Genomic DNA, 24,318 nt, shown 5'->3' with positions numbered 1-24,318 from the left:
CCCTCTGGAATATATTGATGCGTCGCGAACATTTTTTGATTTTGTATCACTGATTAAAGAAGCTAGAAGAATTGGGGGATTCTCCCCCAAACCCCCGATTGGGTGACGGTTGCGTCCCCCAAACCCCCTCCAAAATTATTGTTCGGTTTTTTGTTGGGTAATACCAATTGGAAAAAAGAATGCAGCAGATTGTAGGGGCACGGCACGCTGTGCCATCTAGAATATATTTATTTGAATTGGTATAAATCCCCGACTTTTCCAAAAAGTCGGGGATTTGAACATCTTGCATTCACTAGATTTACTTCTCGACAATTTCCTTTTTCTGTTGCGGTGCAAATATCCCGTGTCGCGGACTAAATAATAATGCTAAGACAAATAATCCCGATACTACTAATACAATCGCGGGGCCTGAGGGTAAATTATAAAAGTAGCTCAAATACATGCCGCTAGTACTAGAAATTACGCCAATAACTGCACCTAAAATCATTACTTGGTTGAGGCGTTTCACTAATAAATAAGCTGTCGCACCAGGGGTAATTAATAGTGAAAGGACAAGAATTACACCTACCGCTTTCATACTAGCGACAATTGTTAAGGCAATTAGCAGCATTAATCCAAAGTTCAGCCGATTAACTGGTAAACCTGCAGCTTGTGCGCCTAAAGGGTCGAAGGTGTAAAATAACAGTTCTTTGTAGAGTAAAACTACAACTAATAAAACAATCGCTGCAATGATGGCGGTGTCTCTTACTTCATCAATAGTTACACCCAGAATATTGCCGAATAAAAAGTGATTCAGGTCAATTTTATTATCTTTTTGAATAACAGTAATTAAGGTAATACCAAGGGCAAAAAATGCTGAGAAAACTATGCCCATTGCCGCATCTTCTTTGATTGGCGATCGCGTTCTAATAAGTGCGATCGCCATTGTACTCACAACGCCAGCAATAAAAGCCCCAACAAAAATATTACCTCCCACCATAAAGGCGATCGCTAGTCCTGGTAAAACTGAGTGACTAATCGCATCTCCCAGCAGTGCCAATCGTTGTACCATCAAGTAGCTACCAACGACAGCACACAACAACCCGACTAATATTGCAATCACCAGCGATCGCTGCATAAAGCCATATTGCAATGGCTCAATTAATGCTTGGAACATAGTTTGTTATTTGTCATTTGTCATTTGTCATTTGTCATTAGTTGTTTGTCTGATAACCCATTACCAATTACCCATTACCAATGACAATTTAAGCTGCATCAGAAAAGTACATCACTTTTCCACCATAGGCACTTTGTAAGTTTTCTTCGGTGAGTACTTGCTGTCTTGAACCTGTGGCTATTAATTCTCGGTTTAATAATATTAAATCATCAAAGTGGGTGATAGATTCGCCTAAATCGTGGTTGACTACTAAAACGATTTTGCCTGCGTTTGCGAGTTCATGAAAGACTTCAAAAATTACTGTTTGAGTCTTTTGATCGATACCTACTAATGGTTCATCAAAACAGAAAATTTCTGCTTGCTGGGCTAAAGCACGGGCTAAAAATACTCGCTGCTGCTGTCCTCCGGAGAGTTCTCCGATGGGGCGATCGCAATAATTTTTCATCCCCACTCTTTCTAAGGCATTATTTGCTACCTGACGGCTAACTGCGGAAAAACTACGCAACCATCCCGTTTTTTTTACCCTTCCCATCATCACCACATCCCAAACTGTCGCCGGGTAAGTCCAATCAATTTGGCTACGCTGGGGTACATAAGCAACTTTCTCTAGTTGCTGCATCAAGGGTTTATTCTGGTATAAAGCATTACCGCTACTTTTCGCGACCAAGCCCAATATCGCCTTCATTAAAGTACTTTTACCAGCACCATTCGGGCCAAAAATACCTGTGAGTTTACCTGGTTCAATGATGCAATTAACGTCGCGCAATGCTTCTTGCGTGCGGTAGTGTACCCCTAAATGGGAGATATAAATTCCTTCTGTAGATTTCATTTCATGGTTTTGTATAACTTGTGTAGGACTTCCCCAGAATTCTCTCGGTGCTAAACTGAATTTTTTGTAAAAAGAAACACTTCTCATAACTGTGCTTTCATATTTTATTTCTTGAGCTTACTATAAAAATGAGAGAAATATGAAAAAATCTATAGATAGAAGTAATGTTGTAGATAAATGAAACTAATACTTAAGAAAGAGATGGGCATGGGGCATGGGGCATTGGGGAGGCAGTGCGTTGCGGAGGTCTCCTCCGTTGTAGCAACTGCCGTCATGGGGGTGATGAGGAAGATGAGGGAGATGAGGAAGAAACACCAAACACCCAATTACCCATTACCCATTACCCCTTCTCCCTTTTCCCAATCCACATACATTCTTTCGCAGATATGCTTGGCAATACTTCTACCTTTGGCTTTATTTGGTTGTAGCCAGTCGGATAGCGGTAGTAATTCTCAGAGTGATGGGAAACCGCAAGTTGTAGCAACTAGCACTATCATTGCTGATTTAACTGAAGAGATTGGCGGCGATGAAATTCAAGTAAGAGGAATTCTCAAGCCTGGTACAGATCCTCACGTTTATGAACCAGTACCAGCAGATAGCCGGGTAATGGAAAAAGCGAATTTGATTTTATATAACGGTTACAACCTAGAACCCGGATTAATTAAGTTAATGAATGCTGCGGGTGGAGGTGTGAAGCGGTTAGCGGTGGGAGAAGTTGTTAAACCTTTGCAGTTAGATAAAGGTAAAGGTGAAACCGTTCCCGATCCTCATGTGTGGGGTAGTGCAGAAAATGCGATCGCAATGGTAAATGCAATTCGGGATGGTTTAATTGAGTTATCGCCCGAAGATAAAGCAGAATTTACTGAGAATGCCACCCAACTTAGCAATGAATTAAAGCAGTTGCATAGTTGGATTAATCAGCAAATCCAAACCATTCCCCCAGATAAGCGCAAACTTGTTACTACCCATGATGCTTTTCAATATTATGGACAAGCTTATAAAATTGCGATCGCAGGTACACTAATCGGTATCAGCACTGAAGAACAACCAAGCGCCCAAACTGTACAGCGATTAGTGGAGTCAATTAAGAAAATCGGCGTTAATGCCATTTTTGCGGAAACAACTATCAATCCTGCCTTAATTAAAACTGTAGCCGAAGAAGCTAAAGTCAACCTCGCCCCACGTCAACTTTATTCCGACTCCATCGGTGCAAAGGGGAGTGAAGGCGATACATATATCAAAATGATGACAGCCAATACCCGCACGATTGTCGAAGCTTTAGGTGGTAAATATACGCCTTTTCAACCTAAAAAATAAATTCAGCAGTGATAAATGTTGCATTCTCAGCAATAACACACCATACTTCTGAGAAAAAAATTAATATTAACTATTTCTTAAGCAAGAAGTTTTTCATAAATATTGCCATGAATATATAACTTAAGACATCTGTCTTTAATTAATATTCTCAAACTCTCTCTAGAGAAAGAACTCTTACGGCATTTTATTCTTTAAATTGATGTTAGTAAATGCCTAGTTTTAAATCACCGCAATAGTTATGACTAATGAATCAAACGAGCAAATTAGACAACCTGTAAGTGAAGATTGGCATTCTCAAGATGAGCCAAATGTCAAAGAAAGAAACTTAACAGCCAATCCCGGAGATAGAATTGCTGACGAACCACAGTCAGTAGAAGAGAAGGCTAAACAAGTTGCTGTAGATTCGCCAGATATTACAGGCGATCACATTACAGTCCCTACATACTTTGTTGTTGATGAACCAAATGGTGAGAAGAAAGCACTTCACCATGTGAAAGACGCTGAAGAAATTTCTGATGTAATTCGTCAAGCACGAGTTGATGAAAACGGCAATCGCATTTGGTGGTAGTAATTTAATAGCTTTTTCTACTAAATGAAGTGGATAGTTAGGGGCGCACAACTGCGCCCCTAAAGAGTGTTTATTCTTGGAAATATTAATACAAATTCAAATAATTTTTATCAATATATTCTAGAGGAAAAGGCAATGCCTTGCCCCTACAATCTGTCACATTATTTTTTAAAATTGGTATTACCTTGGAGTTGTGGCGGGACACAGCAACATCTTTCCCATGCCCTATGCCCCATTCCCTATAACCAAAAACTCCATCCACAAGGGGATGGAGTTTTTCAATTTGTTAATTCTTGAATTACTTTGAGAAACTCGTGCAAAACGGGTGAAGTATCTTCTTGTCGCCACAGAACTACAATCTCTCTAGTGAGATTTGCGCCTTGGATAGGTTTATAAACAACACCTTGGCGCTGAAGATTTTGGACATTGCTGGGTAAAAGTGCTACTCCCACCCCACCTGCAACTAAGCTGAGAACTGTAATCATCCAGGTGGCTTCTTGAACGACATTGGGGAAAAAACCAGCTTGTTCACAAAGGTGAATAATCTCAGTATAGGAAGGAACTAATTCTGTAGAAGGTAACACAAAAGGTTCATGTGCCAAGTCTTGCAGAGGGATTTCTGGCTGAGAAGCGAGAGGATGTGTTTTTGGTAATGCAATCACCAAAGACTCGCGCCCAATCGGTAAATAACACAACTCAGTATTCTGTTGATAGGAATTGAGTAAGCGATCAAAAGCGATATCTAGACGGCGATTGTGTAGTTCTTGAATTTGCTGTGCTGCTGTGAGTTCCCGTAATACCAGCTTGACATAGGGAAAGCGATCGCGGAATATTCGCAGCATATCAGGAAGCAGGCTATTGGCAATAGAACTATTTGTACCTACTACCAATTCACCAATTTCACCGCGACTGGCGCGCTGTGTTTGAATAATTGCATGTTCAACTTGAGTTAAAACTAACCTGGCTTCTGCTAAAAATACTTGTCCCGCAGATGTGAGTTGCAGGGGACGTTTTTTGCGATCGAAGAGTTTGACACCAATTTCTGCTTCCAGGGCGCTAATCTGCTGACTGAGGGGAGGTTGTGCAATATGTAAACGTTGCGCTGCATAGCTAAAGTTCTTTTCTTCAGCCACAGCAATAAAGTACCGTAAATGTCGAAGTTCCATTGCTTGCCAGAACTACTATATTTTTAAAATATACTTTAGTTGTTAAAAAAGTATCTTAAATATAGTTGCTTTCGCTTATAGTCACAAAAAGGGCTATTGTGCAAAATTGAGATCAGGTTATCAGGGCGACTGCTATAAATATGAGTCAAATCAAACGTGTTGTGATTGTTGGTGGAACGCACGGAAATGAACTTACGGGAATTTATTTAGTGAAAAAATTTGAGCGATCGCCTGATTTAATTCAGCGCTCAAGTTTTGAAACCCTGACACTAATTGCTAATCCTAAAGCCCATGCAATTGGCAGACGCTATACTGACACTGACCTCAATCGCTGTTTCCTCCCGCAAGATTTAGAAAATCCTCATTTGTCTAGTTATGAAGCCCAACGCGCTAAGGTAATTTATCAAACCTTTGGTTTTGCAGGTAGCCAGCAAGCAGATTTTGTCATCGATTTACACAGTTCTACTGCCAATATGGGACTGTCTATTATTTTAGGTAATGAGAATTTATTAAATATTCAATTAGCGGCTCATCTTGCATCAATAAATCCCAAAGTTAGAGTACTTTATTCCACAACCAAAAATCAAGAAAGGTCTCATCTCGATTCAATTTGTCAATTTGGCTGTACCCTGGAAGTTGGCGCAGTTGCTCAAGGTGTTTTGGATGCTGCTTTATTTCAGGAAACTGAAGCAATTGTTCATACGATTTTAGATTATTTAGCAGATTACAATCAGGGAAAAGCTCCTCTCGTAAATGACCCCCTCACCGCTTATCACAACCTCGGAACAATAGACTATCCCCGAAATCAATTGGGCGAAATTCAGGCAATGATTCATCCGCGATTGCAATTTAGAGATTATCAACCACTGCATCCGGGAGAGCCGATTTTTTTAACCTTTGATGGTCAAGAAATTCCCTATGAAGGTGACTCAATCGTCTATCCAGTTTTTATTAATGAGGCAGCTTATTACGAAAAGGGAATTGCAATGTGTATCACTGAAAAAAGGGATTTAGAAATAAAAATAGGACTTACGCAACTGGCACAGTGATTCTCTGGCATAAGAGTCAAGAGTCAAGAGTCAAGGGTCAATACGAATGACCAATGACAAATGACTAATGACATCCCTTACCAACTATCTTTAATTGCACCGCCCTAATTACTATTTTTTATGTGTCGCTTGATGAATTGGCAGTTCTACCACAAATTCTGAGCCTTTACCTGGTTCAGATTGACAATATATCTTGCCATTATGTTTATCTGTGACAATTTGATAGCTAATAGAAAGACCTAAACCTGTGCCTTTACCAACAACTTTTGTAGTAAAAAATGGATCGAACAGCCGAGAAAGTACCTGTTGATCGATGCCAAGACCATTATCAGCAATGCGAATGGCAACCCAGTCTTTATTCAGCATTGAGGTAGAAATTTTGATTTCACTGGGGTTAGTGGCGATCGCTTCTGGAGTAGCTTGGGCGTTGCGTTCTTCTAAGGCATCAATGGCATTAGAGAGCAAATTCATAAATACTTGATTTAATTGACCGGGATAACATTCGATTAGCGGTAAGCGATCGTAGTCTTTAGTAATATGAATAATCGGGTTACCAGCTGAAGACTTCAAGCGGTTTTGCAAAATCATCAATGTACTGTCAATTCCCTCATGAATATTTGCGGACTTAAAGTCAGCTTCATCCAAGCGCGAGAAATTACGCAAAGATGTGACAATTTCCCGAATGCGATTAGTACCTACCTGCATGGACTGGAATAATTTCGGTAAGTCGTCGAATAAAAACTCAATCTCGGCTTTGTGCCAAAATTCTTGAATCTCTGGTGCCGCATAGGGATGATGTTCTCGATAAAGCTGCACACAGCGCAGCAATTCTTGGGTATATTGATCGGCGTGTTCTAAGTTACCGTGAATGAAATTAATTGGGTTGTTAATCTCATGAGCAACTCCCGCTACCAATTGCCCTAAGCTGGCCATTTTTTCGGCGTGGATAATTTGCATTTGAGCAGTACGTAACTCGTTGAGGGTCTGAGCAAGTTGATTTGCTTCTTCACGGGTTTGACCCAGCAAACTTGATTGTTGGAACAAGTTGGCTTGACGCAAAGCGACGCTGAGTTGTGCTGCTACTTGAGTGACAAATTCTAATTCTGTTTCTTGCCAGTTACGTGCATGGGTGCATTGATGAATGCACAACAAGCCCCATAGCTCATCTCCTTCCATTAATGGCACAACAATCTGTGCTTTAACTTGAAATCGCTCAACTATATCAAAATGAGGGATTTTGGAGCCTGCACGGTTGACATCAGAGATCACTTGCACTTTCCCTTGCTGATATTGCGCTGCATACTGATCGGCGAAACTATAATCTTGCACCTTCACAGCCAGAGCAGCATCGAACCGAGGTAACACGTCTTCAGCAATAAATTCCCCACTGCAAAAATTGACATCAGGATCAAAGCGAAACACACCTACACGATCTACAGTAAGCGATCGCCTAATTTCTTGGACTGTGGTTTTCAAGATGGTTTCCAAATCCAGCGATTCCCGAATTTTCACCACCAAATCAAATAAAATTCGTCGCTGTTCTGCCGATTTGTGCATTTCATCGGCACGAGTTTGAACTTGAACGATCATTTGCGAATTTTGTAAGGCTACTCCTAGTTGGCTCGCAACCTGTGCCAAAAATTCAACTTCTACGCTATCCCAGTTACGAGGCGCAGAATGTTGGTAAGCCGCCAGCAATCCCCACAGATTGCGCCCCACAAAAATGGGAGTCAACACATAGGCACGAATTTTAAACTGCTCTAAGATATCGAGGTGACAGCGTGAATGTCCGGCTTGGTAAATGTCGTTAACAGCGAAATTTTCGTTGTTGCGATAGCGTCCACCTTTGGTTTCTTGCAGATGAGTATCTTCCCAAACTAAATTTTTGCCAAAAGGATTGATACTGTCCCACTGTGCGCCCACCATGCCAAAATGACTGACAAATTCGCCACTCCAGTCAGGATTAAAGCGATAAACACCGACACGTTCAACTTTGAGGAGTTTACACACTTCTTGACAAGTGGTTCTGAGGATTAAATCAATATCTAGAGAAGAGCGAATTTTGCTGACTACTTCAGTTAACCCCCGTTGACGTGCGATCGCATCTTGAAACGCCGCCGTTTGTTGTTTTGATTGAATCAAATTCTCGGCTTGCTGAATTGCTACTCCTAATTGTGCCCCTACCTGCCCGAGGAATTCAATTTCGTAATCTACCCATTGACGCGGTGCAGAGTGTTGATAGGCTGCTATCAATCCCCAAAGTTTTGAACCTAGGAAAATCGGTGCTAAAACATAGGCGCGAATCTTAAATTGTTCGAGAATATCGATGTGACAGCGTGAATGTCCAGCTTGGTAAATATCGTTAACGGCAAAACTTTCGTTATTGCGGTAGCGTCCACCTTTGGTTTCTTGCAGGTGAGTATCTTCCCAAACGAGATTTCTGCCAAAAGCATTAATTCTATTCGACTGCGATTCTAGCATCCCAAATTGGCTGACAAATTCACCACTCCAATCTGGATTAAAGCGATAAATTGCTGCCCGCTCTAACTTCAAAAGTTTGCATAATTCCTGACAAGTAGTATCTAAAATTATTTCGATATCCAGAGAAGAGCGAATATTGCCCACCACTTCTATTAATGCTCGTTGACGCGCGATCGCATCTTGCAGTTCGGTGGTGCGTTGTTTGGTTTGTTCAAGAATTTCTGCCTGCTGCATTGCTACACCAAAATAGGTGCCAGCTTGGGCGAGGAATTCTACTTCGCTAGAATGCCATTTGCGGGGCGCAGAGTGTTGATAAGCAGCCAGCAATCCCCACAGTTTTGCACCTACAAAAATCGGGGCGATCGCATAGGCGCGAATTTGAAATTGTTCTAAGACTTCAATATGACAACGAGAGTATCCTGCTTCGTAAATGTCATCAACAGCAAACGGCTCATTTTTTCGATATCGCCCCCCCTGAGTTTCTTGTAAATGGGAATCTCCCCAAACCAAATCTTGTCCAAAAGCATCCAGTGTATTCCAGGGTGATTCTGCAAAGCTTAAACGATTAATAAAACTGCCACTCCAGTCAGGGTTAAAACGATAGATTGCCACTCGTTCAATCTTCAATTGCCGACAAATATCTTGACAAGAACTCGAACACAGAGATTCTAAATTCACTGATGCCCGACTCTTGGCAAGAATTCTTGCTAAGATTTTTTGATACTGAACAGCAAGCTGTAACTGGTGTTGACATTCTTGCAAGGCTTGAGATGCTTCATCATCATTTGATGTCATAGATTTAAGGGAAAATGAAATGCTTAGTTTCATTGTTCCCTTGGGTAAATCAAATATTAAATAAATTGGATTTTTTTTTGTTAGTGCTTGACAAAAGTCCATTCCAATATTTTGATTGGCGCTTCCTGGAGTGCTTGGGACAGTTCGGCGCTACTTTTGAACTTCAACTGTGATAAGTCGCAAGCTTCTATATTGACTGTAAATTTCTCATCTTCAAAAGGCCAGGGATTGACAGTTACCAAATTATCGCTGCGTTGCATAATGTCATAACGCTGTTCGTCAGGCCCCTTGCTAATTTCTAACCAGCGTTCATCAGCCGGGAGTTCTTGCTGACAGAGAATTAAAGATAAGCGGTCGCACCATTGCATAAATGCATAAGCAGCATCTACTTCTTGTTTGTCAATTCCTAATTCCTTACGCCAAAGTTCCTGGTTTTCCAATTGTTCATCCAAAAATTTGTCTATTTCAGGAGATTCACCGCGTTTTGCTCCATGTAAGCGACTTATATGCTTAGAAATTAATAAAGCTACCCATCTTCCCCGATAACGCGCATTTTTGACAAGATTAGCAATTTTTTTGATATCAGTCTCTGTACTGAGAGTAAAGTCTAGTGGCGCACCACTTTCTGTCAAAATATTCTCTTCCCACTCTTTTTCTAAATCATCATGATGGGAAATTGCAGCTAGGGTTTCATATAATCTTGCAGGAGCATTTTTACGTCGCCATTGTCCGGCTAATTGCGCTGCTAATAATGCATGAGCACGATGATAGATTACTTCCCAACCATTTTGTGTAGCATTAACAATCACCAGTCAATTCTCCATATACTTAATTGTAATTTTTCCGGAAAAATGAGCCAGCGAATTTACTTCTAACTGGCTCATATAATGCTCATAACTCATACCAATTTCATGTGAAGTTGCACATATTTATATCTCTCTAAATTCCTCTTTTTAAGGGTAACTTTGATAGATGTTTTTTGCTTCCACCCTTAAAAAAGGTGGGTTCTCAATCTATGCAGCTTCATCAAGAATTGATATCAGTTAATTAGGAATGCTTTTGCAGAGGATCGGCAATGTATTTGAATGTTGGCTCAGAATTCCAAGGGCCACGCTCATCTTGACTACCATTTGTAGATAGGTTGTAGTAGAGAGCAACAGTTTCATCTGGTTGAATATTCCCAAATAAGGGATCTGTCAATTTACCCAGAGAATCTAACGCTTTCATAAACATTTGCGTATGAGAAATTTCTCTGGTTAATAGATGTACTAAAGTTTGTTTAGTACCATCATCTGTCGCTAGCTTAATCAACTCTTCGTAAGTCTGACGTGCTCCAGCTTCAGCTGCAATATTAGCTCGCAAATCACGCACGACATCTCCACCTTCATTGATGTAATTTGCAGTCCAAGCACTACCTTGACTATCTAAAAAGTGCGGGCCAATTCCCCGAATCGCAAAGAGAGTACTTTTATAAGCCTCGGTTTGATCGGTATTTTTAGTATGAGCTTCGATGAGTTTACCTACCATTTCTAAATGGCTAAACTCTTCAATTGCAATATCTTGAAGCATATCTTTAATGCCAGCATTTTCGACATGAAAAGATTGCACCCAGTATTGTAGTGCAGCTGTAAGTTCTCCTGTTGCTCCACCAAACTGTTCTAGAAGTAATTGAGCAAACCTAGGATTAGAATCGCTAACGTTTACTACATGAATCGGTTCTTTTTTATGAAAAAACATTTTTTCCTGCTTCCTGAAACAATTATTTGGTCAATGGATTGATTTAGAATTATTACCAGCTACCACTGATACAAATTCCTAAAATAACGCTACAGACTCACACCTTAAAATCTAGATTGCCCCCCAATATTTGTCGGTTAAGGGTACAAGAGGAAGGGGGAAAAAGGCAATAAAAAACCTTTAAACCTTACCCTTTCACCTTTGATCCAAACCAAATTCCGAGTTGAAAATCCTTCGTAATTTCGTAACGAATTTAGATTACGCCTCAGACTAGAAAATCACAAGAATCATTGTCCTGAGGATTTTAATTAGACTCTACTGCTTCTGCTCAATAGTCCCCATAAATAAATAGCAATAATTGCACCAATTACAGCTATAAATAGACCTGTAAGACTGAAACCAGTACCAGCAGCGGTAAGTTGTAGAGTTCCTGTTTGCAAAAGTGTGTACAGACTACCACCAATGAAAGCGCCGACAATACCTAATACCATTGTCGAAAGAATTCCGCCACCCTGATAACCTGGATAAATTGCTTTTGCGATCGCACCAGCTAGAAGTCCTAATATTACCCAAGCAATAATATTCATGAGTTCCTCACAGAAGTCATCTGGTTTAAATTCAATTTATCCAGAAAAACTCAACAATGTTTCTACCACTTGAAGGAAAAGCCACAACCGAAAGATAGATATAAATTGATATATTTTTCAATAATTTCTGATTTTATATATGATAATTTTCTCCGAGCAATATCAAATTTTATTTTTCAGCATTAAATATACTTTCATTAAAGCTTTCTATCAAATCAAAAAATCAGTTCTGAATATATTTATATCTTTAGAGATAAGCTCTATCTCTATCTTTATATAGATGCTTTAAATAAGAGATGATTTATAAAGTAGGGTGCGTTACGCTATCGCTAACGTACCGAAAAAGATGTTGGACTGCTTGACAAATCTCCTCTAAGATAAATACCTGATTTTTTAATCATTACAGCAGTAATAAAATTTAATTACATCTAAATGATTTTTAAAATCCTAATTATTCTCAGTTCATTTATCTAATGTATAGTGTTTTGTCTGTAGGGTATGTTGTCGTATAGCGACGCACCAATTCATCATCAAATATTCATAGGATGTTAAGCTAATATATTCTGTCACAGTTGCTTAATTTTGAATTTTGCATTGATCCTACTCATTCATTTCTTTCATCGTAGCTAGTGCAGAAGGCGATAAGCGGCTTAGATATCGGAATATCCAGTATTTAAATATCGTATCCAAAATTACTGGAAATGTAGCAATAAATAAATATATTGCACTTTCATTGGCTGGTAATCCTAAATGTTCTGCAAAGCCTTCTAGCAGAACTTCCCAGCCATGTGGTGAGTGAAATCCGACAAATATATCGGTAAACAAAATAATTAAAAAAGCCTTAGCACTATCACTAAGTCCATAAACAATATCGTCGATAAAAGACTTAACAATGGCAATTTCTCTTTTGCTTGTAGCAACTACAATAGCAAAAGCAACGAGTGAAATTAAATCAGCAAATACATTACTGATAGCGCTATTACTTTCATGGTTAAATTCCTCTGCTATCTCAATCGCTTTTTCTTGAATTTTCTCTCTGATTCCCTCAGGCGAAAGTGCAGGTGCTTCCTGTAATAAACTCTCAAATTTAAGTTTACTTTCAAAACTCTTTAATTCATGTAAAGCTTTTTCTTCCATGTCAGAGTTGATAAAAATCTGAGTAGTGCGTTCTCCTCTAGCTCTTTCAACTAGAGGATTTATAAATAGCTGTTTGGAGAAATGTTGGGTTAATAGAGGCACAAGAATTAAAATTAGAAAAAATCTCAATGCAGTTCTAGTTCTATTTCTAGAACGCTGATAATTTCTAATAAATTCTGCTTCTGCTTGAGGCGATAAATCAGTTTTTATTTTGTTAATTGTCCTGCCAAAAGACCTGGGCAATACTCCTGTCTTTTGGTTTAAATTAGGAACTTGATTAACTCTATTATTAGATGGTTTTACTGGTTGAGTTGCTATATTATTATCAATAGTCAGTGGCTCAGAACTTTTGACAATATCACTAATATTAATTTGTTCAGTTCTAGGAGTATACTTAGCTATAACATCATCAATAAATTGCAGCTTTTCTAAAATTCTACTATTAGCCATCTCCAACATTGAACGGCTGACGCGGAACTCTGCTATTTTGATATTGATAATAGTTAAATTTTTATTTAAGTACCCTTCCCAATAAGACATTACATTTGCAGTATAATTCCCTGAAGAATTAGAAATTTTTTGACCGCCAAAATGCTCAACTTCAATATTTCTAATTATCTGAGCAGCTTCGTAAGCTTCTAAAAGTGCCCTTTCTGGTGTCGAAACGAACCATTGCCGTACTGTTAGGATATAATCTCTAATTTTTTGGCGTAATAAACCTGCATTTTTGGTAATAAACGAGGATTTCATTGCAGACATTTTCTATATATTGAGTCAAGGTACTAAGATTAGCTACCAACTATATTAATCAATAATTGCGGTAAAATGTTGCTAGTACAAGTCGGCGTAAATCAACAGACCATCTGTAATTGCTAAAAGACTTGTGCTATAACTATTCTTTCTTTTTACTTTTTACTCCTACGGAGTTCGCCAGTTGCTTTATGCCGGGGAACCCGTCCACCGCACTGGCTCACTTTTTACTTTTGCCTTGTTGTACTAGTAGCTTTTGGTAGATTACATAAACTATTTGTTATGAGTTTACACCTGTTAGCGGTTGGTGTGAAGATAGATAATTGAATATTATTGCCAGCATTAACAATAGCTGATTTTATGATATAAGAATTCAGTTTGATAAGTAAAAATAATTGCATTGAAAAAGAACGAATAATAGACATATCAGGATATAAACTGTACCTGGCTTCACAAAAACTACAGATGGTTTCTATCTCAGTATTTGCCAAAATACAATGCTACCTTTCTAAGTAGTTAGAATTTTACTCATATTCTCCACTTAACATCAATAGCCCTATCTTCAGATAGATGCTTATAACTAATTTATTTGCATTTGTGACTTAGCAATCAATAGCACCTGAGTTTTTTGTGAGCTTTTACACCTATTAAATTTGTATTACAATCTTATGTATATTCTGTGTGAATACTGTGTCAATACTATGACATAGATGTATTCAGCGTCAGTAAAGTTAATGCTAGTACGTAAGATTTGCTAATTTAAAATATCCTGTATCATCAAGTTGCAGATGCTTACAAAAATAAGATTACTTGTCAAGTCGATTTAATAAATTGGTATATTTAAGAGACTAATATTGGCATCTTTTACAGAATATTGCAATTACATAATAGCTATCATCATAATTTAGTATTATCTTCTCCATAGTTATTCTATGACCATTGCAAAATGCTATTATTCATTTAATTGCATATACCCGCCTAGCAAATCTGATTACCGAAATAGGTGATTTTTGGTTAATTTTGATTAACTATTATTTAGCAGAATGCTGGTATTGCTTAAATCAATAGACAAGCTAATTGTTGTTTGATTAAGCAATATTAAGTTAGTGTTTCTCTGCAAAATGTCAATATTCAGGCATGATTTCTGGCTGTAAAATAATTAAACAGATTAGTTTTATTTTCTCTGGTAACTAAAATTTTCCAACTCTTTTGGTAACAATAATGAAGTGAATTATGCTACGTAATTTAACCTTATGGTAGTGGTTAAAATACAAGATTTTTCGCTAATAAACTAAGTGTTCCCATTAAATTACTGAAAACCGAAAATCATGGATGTTAAAGAACTTCTAGCTAGGTATGCAGCCGGAGAAAGAAGCTTTCACGGCATAGAATTACCAGAAGCAGATCTGCGGGGAGCTAATTTAGGTGGTGTAGATTTTGGCAGAGTTAACCTAAGTGGCGCTAACCTCTCAGGTGCATCTTTGAGTGGAGCTAATTTAAGCCAGGCGAATCTTAGAGGAGCGAAACTACATAGAGCGAATTTATCAGAAGTCATTCTCAGTGGTGCTGATTTACGCCAAGCTGCACTGACAACTGCAAATTTAAATGAATCGGATCTCAGTGGCGCGTCTCTCAATGATGCAGACTTGTGTGATGCTAATTTGCACATGGCATCACTGAGTGCAGCCAACTTACAAGGTGCTAATTTAAGTGGAGCCAAAATGGGTGGAGTGAGGATGTGGAAAGCAGATTTGCAGTGGGCGGATTTAACAGGAGCCGATTTAAGTGAAGCAAACTTGAGTGAAGCAAACTTAACCGGAGCAAATCTCTATGCTACAGATATGAGCGAAACATTTTTGACAGGAACTATCATGCCTGATGGTTTCATTCATTTATAAAAATGCCAACTTAATATTTTGTCACACTAGATATAAGCGATCGCTGTTTGCTATGAGTGACAAAAGCGCGATCGCGCCATCATTATAATAGTAGTAATTTCTACGGGGTTCGTATGAGCCAAACCATTGATGAAAGGGTACATTGGACAAGCGCGGACTTAGAGTTGTTGCCAGATAACGGCAATCGCTACGAAATTATTGATGGAGAATTATTTGTGACCAGGGCACCGCATTGGGGACATCAAAAAGCCACTGCAAATATTTGTGCAGAATTAAGAACTTGGTCAATCTCAACCGGGCTTGGTGAGGCTGTCCCTACTCCAGGGATTATTTTCACCGATGCAGATAATGTAATTCCTGATGTGGTTTGGATCAGCAAAGAACGCCTAGCAATTTTACTTGATAGTCAAGGACATTTAACAGGCGCACCAGAATTAGTTGTAGAAGTTCTTTCTTCTGGAACAGAGAACGAACGAAGAGACCGCGAAGTAAAACTAAAATTATATGGTTCTAGAGGAGTGCAAGAATATTGGATTTTGAATTGGCAATTACAACAGGTTGAGGTGTATCGCCGAGAAAAAGCTGTTCTCAAATTAGTAGCAACATTACTGACAACAGACGAACTGTCTTCACCTCTGCTGCCAAATTTTGTTTGTCCTGTAGCACGACTATTCGTGTAGAAATTAGGGACTGGGGATTGGGAACTAGGGACTGGGGACTGGGAAAAGGTAAAAGGCAGGGAGACAAGGGGAAAAATTCCAATTACCAACTACCAAATGACAATTGACAAATAACAAATGACAAACAGGCACTCAAAATTACACAGTCGCTAGCAAGATATGTCAGAATTCTGAAATCATTAGACTGCTGTAATTTGAATTATGAATTTGAGCCTGTGCATGATCGTCAAAAATGAAGCAGCAACACTGCCTAAATGCCTCAGCAGTGTGAAAAATGTCGTTGATGAAATTGTAGTTTTAGATACAGGTTCTAGCGATCGCACTCCAGAAATCGCTAAAGCACATGGTGCTAAAGTACATCATTTTCAATGGAACAATAACTTTAGTATCGCGCGCAATGAAGCTTTAAAATATGTCACAGGCGATTGGATTTTAGTGTTAGATGCAGATGAGACACTAACTCCAGAAATTGTACCGCAAATTCACTCAGCAATTCAAAGTGAAGAATATTTATTAATCAACCTTGTGCGACATGAAGTAGGCGCAGAACAGTCCCCTTATTCTTTAGTTTCTAGACTTTTTCGTAAACATCCAGATATTCAGTTTTCCCGTCCTTATCATGCCTTAGTTGATGATAGTGTATCAGAAATTATCAAGAAAGAACCACACTGGCAAATTGGTTATTTACAAGGAGTAGCAATTTTACATAAAGGATATCAAAAAACTGCGATCGCCCAAGGTAATAAACACGCCAAAGCCCAAGCCGCAATGGAAGAGTTTTTCAAAGCTCATCCTGAAGATCCTTACGTTTGTAGTAAGTTGGGAGCCTTGTATGTAGAAACTGGCAAAATTAAAGAAGGTATAGAATTACTCAAAAGAGGCGTAAGGACAAGTGAAGAAAACTACGAAATTTTATACGAACTCCATTATCATTTAGGCATTGCCTACAATCGCTTACAAAATCCTCAACAAGCTAGCGCCCACTATCAAGCTGCAATCAAATTACCAATTTATCCAATTTTAAAATTGGGAGCATATAACAATTTGGGTAATTTACTCAAAGCAGCAGGAGATTTAAAAAATGCCAGGAAAGCTTACGAAACCACTTTAAAAATTGACCCGAATTTTGCTAGCGGACATTACAACTTAGGAATGACATTTAAAGCTTTAGGTTTATTTACAGATGCGATCGCCTGTTACCAAAAAGCCATCAAGTTAAACCCCAGCTATGCCGAAGCTTATCAAAATTTAGGAGTAGTACAGCTCAAAGTAGGCAATGTTCAAGCCAGCGTCACAGCATTTAAAAATGCGATCGCCCTACACCAACAGCATAACCCTGAAGAAGCCAAGAGACTCCGCCAGGGTTTGCAAGAGATGGGGTTGATTTGAGTAGGGGTAAAGGGTAAGGGGTAAAGGGTAAAGGGAACAAGGAGAAATTATTATTCCCCATTCCCCATTTCCCATTCCCCATTTCCCATTCTCCATTACCCAGTCCCCATTCCTAAATCCGACTCCGTACAAACTTCTCCAATCTATCCATTCCCTTTTCAATGGTGGCCATGTCAGTGGCGTAGGAAAGGCGAATGTTCTTATCAGCACCAAAGGCAATACCGGGAATTACTGCAACTTGATGTTCTTCAATGAGTGCATCACAGAATTCTAGGGATTTTAGACCAGTTTTGCTGATGTCGGGGAAAAGATAAAAAGCACCGTCAGGTTTGGGACAACTCAATCCGGGAATGGCGTTGAGTCTGTCTAACATTACCTGTCGCCGTTTGGCGAAGGCTTGGCGCATTTCTTCTACGCAGTCTTGGGAACTTTCTAAAGCTGCGATCGCCCCATATTGAGCAAAGGTACAAACGTTAGATGTACTATGCCCTTGAATGGTGCTTGCGGCTTTGATGATTTCCACTGGCCCCGCTAAATAGCCAAGTCGCCACCCTGTCATCGAGTAAGCTTTGGCAAAGCCGTTACTGATTAAGGTACGGGCAAAAATTTCCTTCCCTAAAGAACCAATGCTGATATGTTCCGCACCGTCGTAGAGAATTTTTTCGTAAATCTCGTCAGAGACAACAAAGATATCTGCATCAACTACTACTTCCGCCAGTGCTTTAATTTCTGCTGGCGTGTACACCATCCCGGTGGGGTTAGATGGAGAGTTGAGGACAAATAACTTTGTTTTGGGCGTAATCGACTTGCGGAGTTGTTCCGGCGTAATTTTATAACCCGTCGAAGCATCTGTGGGGACAATTACCGGAACTCCACCTACCAAAGTTACCATTTCGGGATAACTTAACCAGTAGGGAGCCGGGATAATGACTTCATCACCTGGATCGATTAAAGCCACAATCAAATTGTAGAGAGAATGCTTACCGCCATTGGTGACGATAACATTTTCTGCTTTATAATCTAGACCATTATCAGCTTTCAGCTTACGGGCGATCGCTTCCCTTAACTTTGGTTCTCCAGCGGCTGGGCCATATTTGGTCTTGCCTTCATCCAAAGCCTTTGCTGCTGCTGCTTTGATATGGGCTGGAGTGTCAAAATCTGGTTCTCCAGCGCTAAAACTACAAACGTCCACACCCTCTGCTTTCATTGCCTTAGCTTTAGCTGCGATCGCTAAGGTTAAAGAGGGTGTTACCTGACTTACTCTTGCTGCCAGCTTCATTCTTAATTTATTTGGCGAATCTCTAACCTATTTAACAATATCCCACAATCTTGATCGAGAATTGACTTTTCAATATTCCTTAGCTGGTCTATTTGACAAATTTGATCATTTTGTTGATAGTTTAGTCGGTAAATATTTTTACCAAGATGCTAATTTATCGCAGCGCTTGACTTTAGATTGAAAAAGCTGGGGCACATAGCCTGATATAAACATCTCGCCTCTCATCATCAAAAGCTCTTCTACCATGAAGAATTCTTGTATTATCAATCATTAAAATATCGCCTTTTTGCCAAGAAATTTCCGTAGTTAATCTCTCAGCTATTTCATTAAGTTCAGACATAACTGTATCGGAGATATCTGAATCATCGGCAAATCTTAGCCGTTCTGGATATAAATGTTTACCGGGTAATAGGCTATTAATAAATACCTGATATTTGCCGCAGCTACTCGGTATAATTGCTGGACGAATATACTCAGTTAATATTGAATTATCTTGGTAAATAGTTAAACGCGTATCATTAAGTTCACATATTGCTGCTACTTGATTCACATCTTCAGTTTTGTATTGTTTCTGCCATTCTGCTTCAGATAGATGGGCAGTAAACTTGATATGATTTTTGCTAAATAAATCTTTGGTAGCGCTACTCAGCTCATTATAGAATTGTCTGCCATCACATATTGTTGTTTCTCCCTTTGCTGATGCTGGATGAGCGCAGAAAAACCACAACATCAGTGGGATATGCTTTTGATAATACATCTCACCATGCAATTTAATCGCCGATTTAAAATTGTTAACGCTTAAAACTGTCTTATCGCCATTAATAATGCGGCGCTGAAATACTCCGCCAGCATAATCCATAAAATCAGTACTTAATGAGTTGCTAAATTCTTTAAAAATTTCGACATTATTTGCAAATCCTCTAAACAGCAAGGCTCCATACTCTTTAAATAAACTAATAATTTCCTCCCGTGATAATTCCCCAATACTATGATTGCCAGTATTAATAATTTGTTGACCCATGCTGTTTGAGATTGGTTGGATTTTGATGTTCATAATAATTAACCAAAGTTGAGTAACTTATTCTTGATTTTCTCTAAAAACTATGCTTTTGACAGAATTGGTTTGCTCAAAGTTAACTAGCTTATTGCACTTGCTGGTGAAGAAGTAAGGAGAATTCATATAAATTAAAGTTAGCGAAATTAACTCTAATTTAAGGTTTGTAGTCGTTAATTACATCTGAAATTTATCAGTTAAGATATGAGCTATTCATAGGACACCCGTATTAATATTGGTGTCTTCAGAGGATGTCTGAGAAGTATGAAATATTACGACTGATTCCCCCTAGCCCACGCCAGTCATCTCAAGTCGGGAAACCCGCCTATGACGCTAGCTCCCCTTAAAAAAGGGTGAAGCATCTCAAGTCCCCCTTGCTAAGGGGATTTAGGAGGATCTACAAGTCTTGAATACAAGACCAAAAGGTTTTCAGACATCCTCTCAAACCGAAGCAGATGAGGATAAATAAAGTGAAAAATCAAGTCTTGAAGCTAGCTACAGGTTTAGCACTTATGTGTACTACTATAGCTATCAATACTGGCATAGCTGATCAAATAGCCTTAGCTAAATCAAAAAATCCGACAAAGTGTAATTTATTTGCCTATGTTGATGTTTCAGATGGGCAAACATTAAACGTGCGGAGTGGAACCAGCACCAACAATAAAATTTTAGGACAAGTGCCTGTTAATGAAACTGTTCAGGTTGTGGCTGTATTAGGAAATTGGGCCAAGATTACCAATGCTAGTAGCGGTTTTAAAGGAACTGGTTGGGTATCTTTGCCCAAGTTAGGCTTATCAACCAGAGGTTACGGTACTAAAGGCGTGAAGCTGTACGCCAAAACTAGTGCCAAAAGTAAAGTCATAGTCAGAGTTCCACCTAACACCAGCGTCAAATTATTAGGCTGTCAGGGAGGCTGGGCGCTGGTGCAATATAAAGGTGTTAACGGTTGGTTGGTAAGAGAAGACCAATGTGGAGCAGCTTTGACCAGTTGTTCTTAATACCTGAGCGAAAATCAGATTCTCGACTTTTTGAACAAGTCGAGAATCTTAGCTAACCTGCCAAATTTATAAATTGATTGGCATTTTTGCAACGACATAACCCAATACAGTTCAGTTACAAAATAAATTGACAACAAAAACAATAATTTTGGAGGGGGTTTGGGGGATTCTCCCCCAATTGAGCTAGCTGGTTCCACAACTGACAAATCAATCAAACTGTATTGTGGTATGACCCTACCATCAGCGACTAGTACAACAAGGCGTAAATAAACAGACCATTCAAAATCCGCAAAACGCTTACTCTGTCTTAATTTTGAATTTTGAATTTTGAATTTTGAATTCCGCCTTGCGGTACTAGTCGGGCTCATCCAAAATCCAACATTGCTTGACTACTCAAAAAGTCATAGAAGAAAAAATATAAAAATTTTTAGATGCCAATTATTAGCTATTAAACAAATAAAAAATCATCATAAATATCAAGCTTTTGGCAAATCTTAATTATAAATAATCTCAATAAAATAAATAAAAAAATTTAGTCTGTAGAGAGATGTATTTCTTACTGGGTAATAGTTTGATACTTATTACTTGTGTTTTAAGTTTTAATGATAAAACGTAGAATCTGATGTAAAAATTATTTATGACGTACGATAACCGCGCAGTGGTGCGAAAGGTTTTAATTATTACCCTACTGCTAAACCTGTTTGTGATGGCATTAAAAGCAGTAGTGGGTTACTCTACAGGCTCTTTAAGCTTATTAGCTGATGCTTTACATAGTGTTACTGATAGCGCCAACAATGTTTTAGGCTTGGTTACTAGTAAGTTTTCTTCTCCAAAACCCGATCGCGAACATCCCTATGGACACCAAAAATTTGAAGCTGTCGGTGCTTTGGGAATTTCTGCTTTTTTAGGAATTGCTTGTTTTGAAATTCTCCAAGGCGCAGTTGAGAGAATTCTCAAAGGTGGTCAACCTGTAACCATCTCAGCAGCAGAATTATGGTTATTACTAATTGTGCTAGGTGTGAATATTTTTGTGACTTTCTACGAACGCAATGAAGGGAAGCGAGTAGGTAGTCCAATTTTAATTGCTGATGCTACACATACCATGAGTGATGTGTGGGTAACCATTACTGTGATTGGCGGTTTGATTGGCGTGTGGTTAGGTTACCAATGGCTAGATGTAGTCTTAGCTTTTCCTGTTGCTTTGTTAGTTTTTTGGAGTGGTTGGTCAGTTTTAAAAGATAATTTACCTTCCTTAGTAGATGAAATGGCGATCGCACCAGAAGCAATCCATGCGATCGCGCTTTCGGTTCCGGGAGTCATTAATTGTCATGACATTGCTTCTCGTGGAGTTCTCGGCCGTCAAGTCTTTATGGAAATGCATTTAATTGTCGATGCTACAGATGTAGAAACCGCCCACCGCATTACCGAAGAAGTAGAAAGGCTACTAGAAGAACGTTTCCGTCCGGTAAGAATTCTCATCCATGTCGAACCTCCAGCTTACCAATCTGAGACAATTACTTTTGAATCAGAAGTGAAGGGATGAATGTAGAGAAAATTAGCCGCCGATACACGCAGATAAACGCTGATAAATTTCCCAAAACAAAATGATGAGTTTGTAGTTGAAACAGCTACAAACTCATCACTCTTGTACAGACGCGATTAATCGCGTCTCTCCAACTCAGTACTCAGTACTGACTTATTCCCACTCGATGGTTCCAGGCGGCTTGGAGGTGATGTCATACACTACTCGGTTGACACCTTTCACTTCATTAACAATGCGGTTAGAAATTACTTCTAAAATATCGTAAGGTATCCGCGCCCAATCTGCTGTCATCCCATCTTCGCTGGTGACAATCCGTAAGACGATGGGGTAAGCGTAGGTACGTTTATCGCCCATCACGCCGACACTACGAATTGGTAGCAACACTGCGAATGCTTGCCAAACTTGATTGTACAAACCACGTTGATTAATTTCTTGCCGCACAATTAAATCAGCATCGCGCAAGATATTTAATCTTTCGGCTGTCACTTCACCGAGAATCCGAATTGCCAAACCAGGGCCAGGGAAAGGTTGGCGTTGCACGATTTCTTCCGGTAAACCAATAGAACGCCCAACTTTGCGAACTTCATCTTTAAAGAGTTTCCGCAATGGTTCTACTAGTTTGAAGCGTAAATCTTTGGGTAATCCGCCAACATTATGATGACTCTTAATTTTGACGGCTACTCGTTCGCCAGTTTGGGGATCGACGTTGGTATCAGCCGATTCAATTACGTCAGGATACAGGGTACCTTGAGCTAAATAATCAAAGTGACCAAGGCGTTTGGATGTTTCTTCAAATACGCGAATAAATTCATGGCCGATGCGGCGACGCTTTTCTTCGGGATCGGTGACACCTTCCATCATGTTGAGGAAGCGATCGCGTGCGTTAACATACTCTACAGGAATATGAAATTGCTCTTGGAATAGCTTCACTAATCTTTCTGGCTCATACTTCCGCATAAAGCCTTGATCGATAAACACACAAGTGAGTTGATCGCCAATGGCTTTATGTAATAAGAAAGCCAAGGTAGAAGAATCAACCCCACCAGAAAGCGCTAACAGCACTCGCTTATCACCAACTCTGGCGCGAATTTCGCGTACAGCTTCTTCTACAAAAGCGGCTGTAGTCCAGGTAGGTTCGCAGTCGCAGATATGGTAAACAAAGTTGCGAATTAATGCCAATCCACCCAAAGAATGCACTACTTCTGGATGGAACTGTACACCATACAGTTTTCTTTCGTGGTCAGCAATCGCTGCACAAGGAGTATTGTCTGTATGGGCTAAAAGTTCAAATCCTGGAGGCATTTTTGTGACTGAGTCGCCATGACTCATCCACATTGTGGTGCCTTCGTCCACATTAGTTAGTAAATCTGTGGGATCATCTATATATAATGATGCCTTACCATACTCACCGCGATCAGCCTTTTCTACTAACCCACCTAGCTGGTTTACCATCAATTGCATTCCATAGCAGACTCCCAAAATGGGAACACCTAAATTCCAAATTTCTGGGTCACAATGGGGTGCATTCTCTCCATAAACTGAACTTGGGCCACCAGACAGAATAATTCCTTTCGGATTGAGTTGCCGTAATTGTTCAGCTGAAGTACGATAGGACAGAACTTCGGAGTATACTTGCGTCTCACGGATGCGACGGGCAATTAGCTCCGAATATTGTGAGCCGAAGTCTAAAATTACAATTATTTGGCGATTAAGCTGTCCCCAGGTTTCAGTAGATTGGGGTGCTTGTTCTGTGAGTAGAGTCACCGCTGTATTCATGATGGCGAGAGTGTGTCTGTTAGGAGTAAGTCGCTCTGTAGTCTAAGAACTACCATTATTTCTGCCCGTTCCAGGTTTCGTGTAATGGTAAATAAATCCATCACAGGCCCGCTGTTTAAGCGCGTCTGT

19 protein-coding genes are annotated in these 24,318 nt (G+C 39.4%); 8 read left to right on the top strand and 11 right to left on the bottom strand.

What is annotated here, in order from left to right:
• Nucleotides 1–298: 298 nt before the first annotated feature.
• Both HGR01_RS18390 and HGR01_RS18385 read right to left on the bottom strand, forming a co-directional pair.
• Nucleotides 299–1,156, bottom strand: a complete 858-nt coding sequence (locus HGR01_RS18390) for a metal ABC transporter permease (protein WP_045867488.1) — start codon at nucleotides 1,154–1,156, stop codon at nucleotides 299–301.
• An 88-nt stretch (nucleotides 1,157–1,244) separates the two neighbouring features.
• Nucleotides 1,245–1,985, bottom strand: coding sequence for a metal ABC transporter ATP-binding protein (locus HGR01_RS18385; RefSeq protein WP_369792163.1), 741 nt, complete (start codon nucleotides 1,983–1,985; stop codon nucleotides 1,245–1,247).
• Nucleotides 1,986–2,285: 300 nt separating this feature from the next.
• Between HGR01_RS18385 and HGR01_RS18380 the strand changes: the two genes are divergently transcribed.
• Nucleotides 2,286–3,302: a metal ABC transporter substrate-binding protein gene (locus HGR01_RS18380; protein WP_045867486.1), complete on the top strand. Its 1,017-nt coding sequence runs from the start codon at nucleotides 2,286–2,288 to the stop codon at nucleotides 3,300–3,302.
• A 238-nt stretch (nucleotides 3,303–3,540) separates the two neighbouring features.
• On the top strand, nucleotides 3,541–3,870 hold the full coding sequence (locus HGR01_RS18375) for a hypothetical protein (RefSeq protein ID WP_045867485.1): 330 nt from the start codon (nucleotides 3,541–3,543) through the stop codon (nucleotides 3,868–3,870).
• A gap of 278 nt (nucleotides 3,871–4,148) precedes the next feature.
• Here HGR01_RS18375 and HGR01_RS18370 read toward each other — a convergent pair whose 3' ends face one another.
• Entirely contained in the window at nucleotides 4,149–5,036 is an 888-nt protein-coding gene (locus HGR01_RS18370) for a LysR substrate-binding domain-containing protein (protein ID WP_045867484.1), read from the bottom strand.
• A gap of 140 nt (nucleotides 5,037–5,176) precedes the next feature.
• Between HGR01_RS18370 and HGR01_RS18365 the strand changes: the two genes are divergently transcribed.
• Nucleotides 5,177–6,085, top strand: coding sequence for an aspartoacylase (locus HGR01_RS18365; protein ID WP_045867483.1), 909 nt, complete (start codon nucleotides 5,177–5,179; stop codon nucleotides 6,083–6,085).
• A 111-nt stretch (nucleotides 6,086–6,196) separates the two neighbouring features.
• Here the strand turns inward: HGR01_RS18365 and HGR01_RS18360 are convergent, their stop codons facing one another.
• The 5 genes from HGR01_RS18360 to HGR01_RS18340 all read right to left on the bottom strand — a co-directional run bounded on the left by HGR01_RS18360 (nucleotide 6,197) and on the right by HGR01_RS18340 (nucleotide 13,572).
• A complete protein-coding gene (locus tag HGR01_RS18360) occupies nucleotides 6,197–9,361 on the bottom strand; it encodes a GAF domain-containing protein (RefSeq protein ID WP_045867482.1) in 3,165 nt (1,054 codons plus the stop codon).
• An 80-nt stretch (nucleotides 9,362–9,441) separates the two neighbouring features.
• Nucleotides 9,442–10,170 carry a DUF3891 family protein gene (locus HGR01_RS18355; protein WP_045867481.1) on the bottom strand — a complete coding sequence of 243 codons (729 nt, stop codon included), beginning with the start codon at nucleotides 10,168–10,170 and terminating at the stop codon, nucleotides 9,442–9,444.
• A gap of 238 nt (nucleotides 10,171–10,408) precedes the next feature.
• Nucleotides 10,409–11,098, bottom strand: a complete 690-nt coding sequence (locus tag HGR01_RS18350; protein ID WP_045867480.1) for a manganese catalase family protein — start codon at nucleotides 11,096–11,098, stop codon at nucleotides 10,409–10,411.
• A gap of 308 nt (nucleotides 11,099–11,406) precedes the next feature.
• A complete protein-coding gene (locus HGR01_RS18345; protein WP_045867479.1) occupies nucleotides 11,407–11,685 on the bottom strand; it encodes a GlsB/YeaQ/YmgE family stress response membrane protein in 279 nt (92 codons plus the stop codon).
• A gap of 600 nt (nucleotides 11,686–12,285) precedes the next feature.
• Complete coding sequence (locus HGR01_RS18340) at nucleotides 12,286–13,572, bottom strand: proton extrusion protein PcxA (RefSeq protein WP_045868774.1); 1,287 nt, start codon at nucleotides 13,570–13,572, stop codon at nucleotides 12,286–12,288.
• Between the two features lie 1,328 nt (nucleotides 13,573–14,900).
• Between HGR01_RS18340 and HGR01_RS18335 the strand changes: the two genes are divergently transcribed.
• From HGR01_RS18335 to HGR01_RS18325, 3 genes are all read left to right on the top strand, one after another.
• Nucleotides 14,901–15,470 carry a pentapeptide repeat-containing protein gene (locus tag HGR01_RS18335; RefSeq protein WP_045867478.1) on the top strand — a complete coding sequence of 190 codons (570 nt, stop codon included), beginning with the start codon at nucleotides 14,901–14,903 and terminating at the stop codon, nucleotides 15,468–15,470.
• A 113-nt stretch (nucleotides 15,471–15,583) separates the two neighbouring features.
• Nucleotides 15,584–16,150 carry a Uma2 family endonuclease gene (locus tag HGR01_RS18330; RefSeq protein WP_045867477.1) on the top strand — a complete coding sequence of 189 codons (567 nt, stop codon included), beginning with the start codon at nucleotides 15,584–15,586 and terminating at the stop codon, nucleotides 16,148–16,150.
• 201 nt (nucleotides 16,151–16,351) lie between these two features.
• On the top strand, nucleotides 16,352–17,539 hold the full coding sequence (locus HGR01_RS18325; RefSeq protein WP_071989325.1) for a glycosyltransferase: 1,188 nt from the start codon (nucleotides 16,352–16,354) through the stop codon (nucleotides 17,537–17,539).
• 112 nt (nucleotides 17,540–17,651) lie between these two features.
• Here the strand turns inward: HGR01_RS18325 and HGR01_RS18320 are convergent, their stop codons facing one another.
• Both HGR01_RS18320 and HGR01_RS18315 read right to left on the bottom strand, forming a co-directional pair.
• Complete coding sequence (locus HGR01_RS18320) at nucleotides 17,652–18,818, bottom strand: pyridoxal phosphate-dependent aminotransferase (RefSeq protein WP_045867475.1); 1,167 nt, start codon at nucleotides 18,816–18,818, stop codon at nucleotides 17,652–17,654.
• Between the two features lie 172 nt (nucleotides 18,819–18,990).
• Complete coding sequence (locus HGR01_RS18315) at nucleotides 18,991–19,872, bottom strand: TauD/TfdA family dioxygenase (protein WP_045867474.1); 882 nt, start codon at nucleotides 19,870–19,872, stop codon at nucleotides 18,991–18,993.
• A 455-nt stretch (nucleotides 19,873–20,327) separates the two neighbouring features.
• Here HGR01_RS18315 and HGR01_RS18310 point away from each other — a divergent pair, with 455 nt between their 5' ends.
• Complete coding sequence (locus tag HGR01_RS18310; protein ID WP_194007836.1) at nucleotides 20,328–20,870, top strand: SH3 domain-containing protein; 543 nt, start codon at nucleotides 20,328–20,330, stop codon at nucleotides 20,868–20,870.
• A 637-nt stretch (nucleotides 20,871–21,507) separates the two neighbouring features.
• Nucleotides 21,508–22,413 (top strand): cation diffusion facilitator family transporter, encoded by a 906-nt coding sequence (locus HGR01_RS18305; protein WP_045867471.1) that lies wholly within the window; start codon nucleotides 21,508–21,510, stop codon nucleotides 22,411–22,413.
• 153 nt (nucleotides 22,414–22,566) lie between these two features.
• On the opposite strand, the gene guaA is transcribed toward HGR01_RS18305, so the two are convergent.
• Nucleotides 22,567–24,189 carry a glutamine-hydrolyzing GMP synthase gene (gene guaA / locus HGR01_RS18300; protein WP_045867470.1) on the bottom strand — a complete coding sequence of 541 codons (1,623 nt, stop codon included), beginning with the start codon at nucleotides 24,187–24,189 and terminating at the stop codon, nucleotides 22,567–22,569.
• Nucleotides 24,190–24,318 lie beyond the last annotated feature (129 nt).

The organism is Tolypothrix sp. PCC 7712, assembly GCF_025860405.1.
Taxonomy (GTDB): domain Bacteria; phylum Cyanobacteriota; class Cyanobacteriia; order Cyanobacteriales; family Nostocaceae; genus Aulosira; species Aulosira diplosiphon.
Note: the sequence above shows the minus strand (reverse complement) of the source record. Positions and strands in the feature narration are given on the sequence as shown.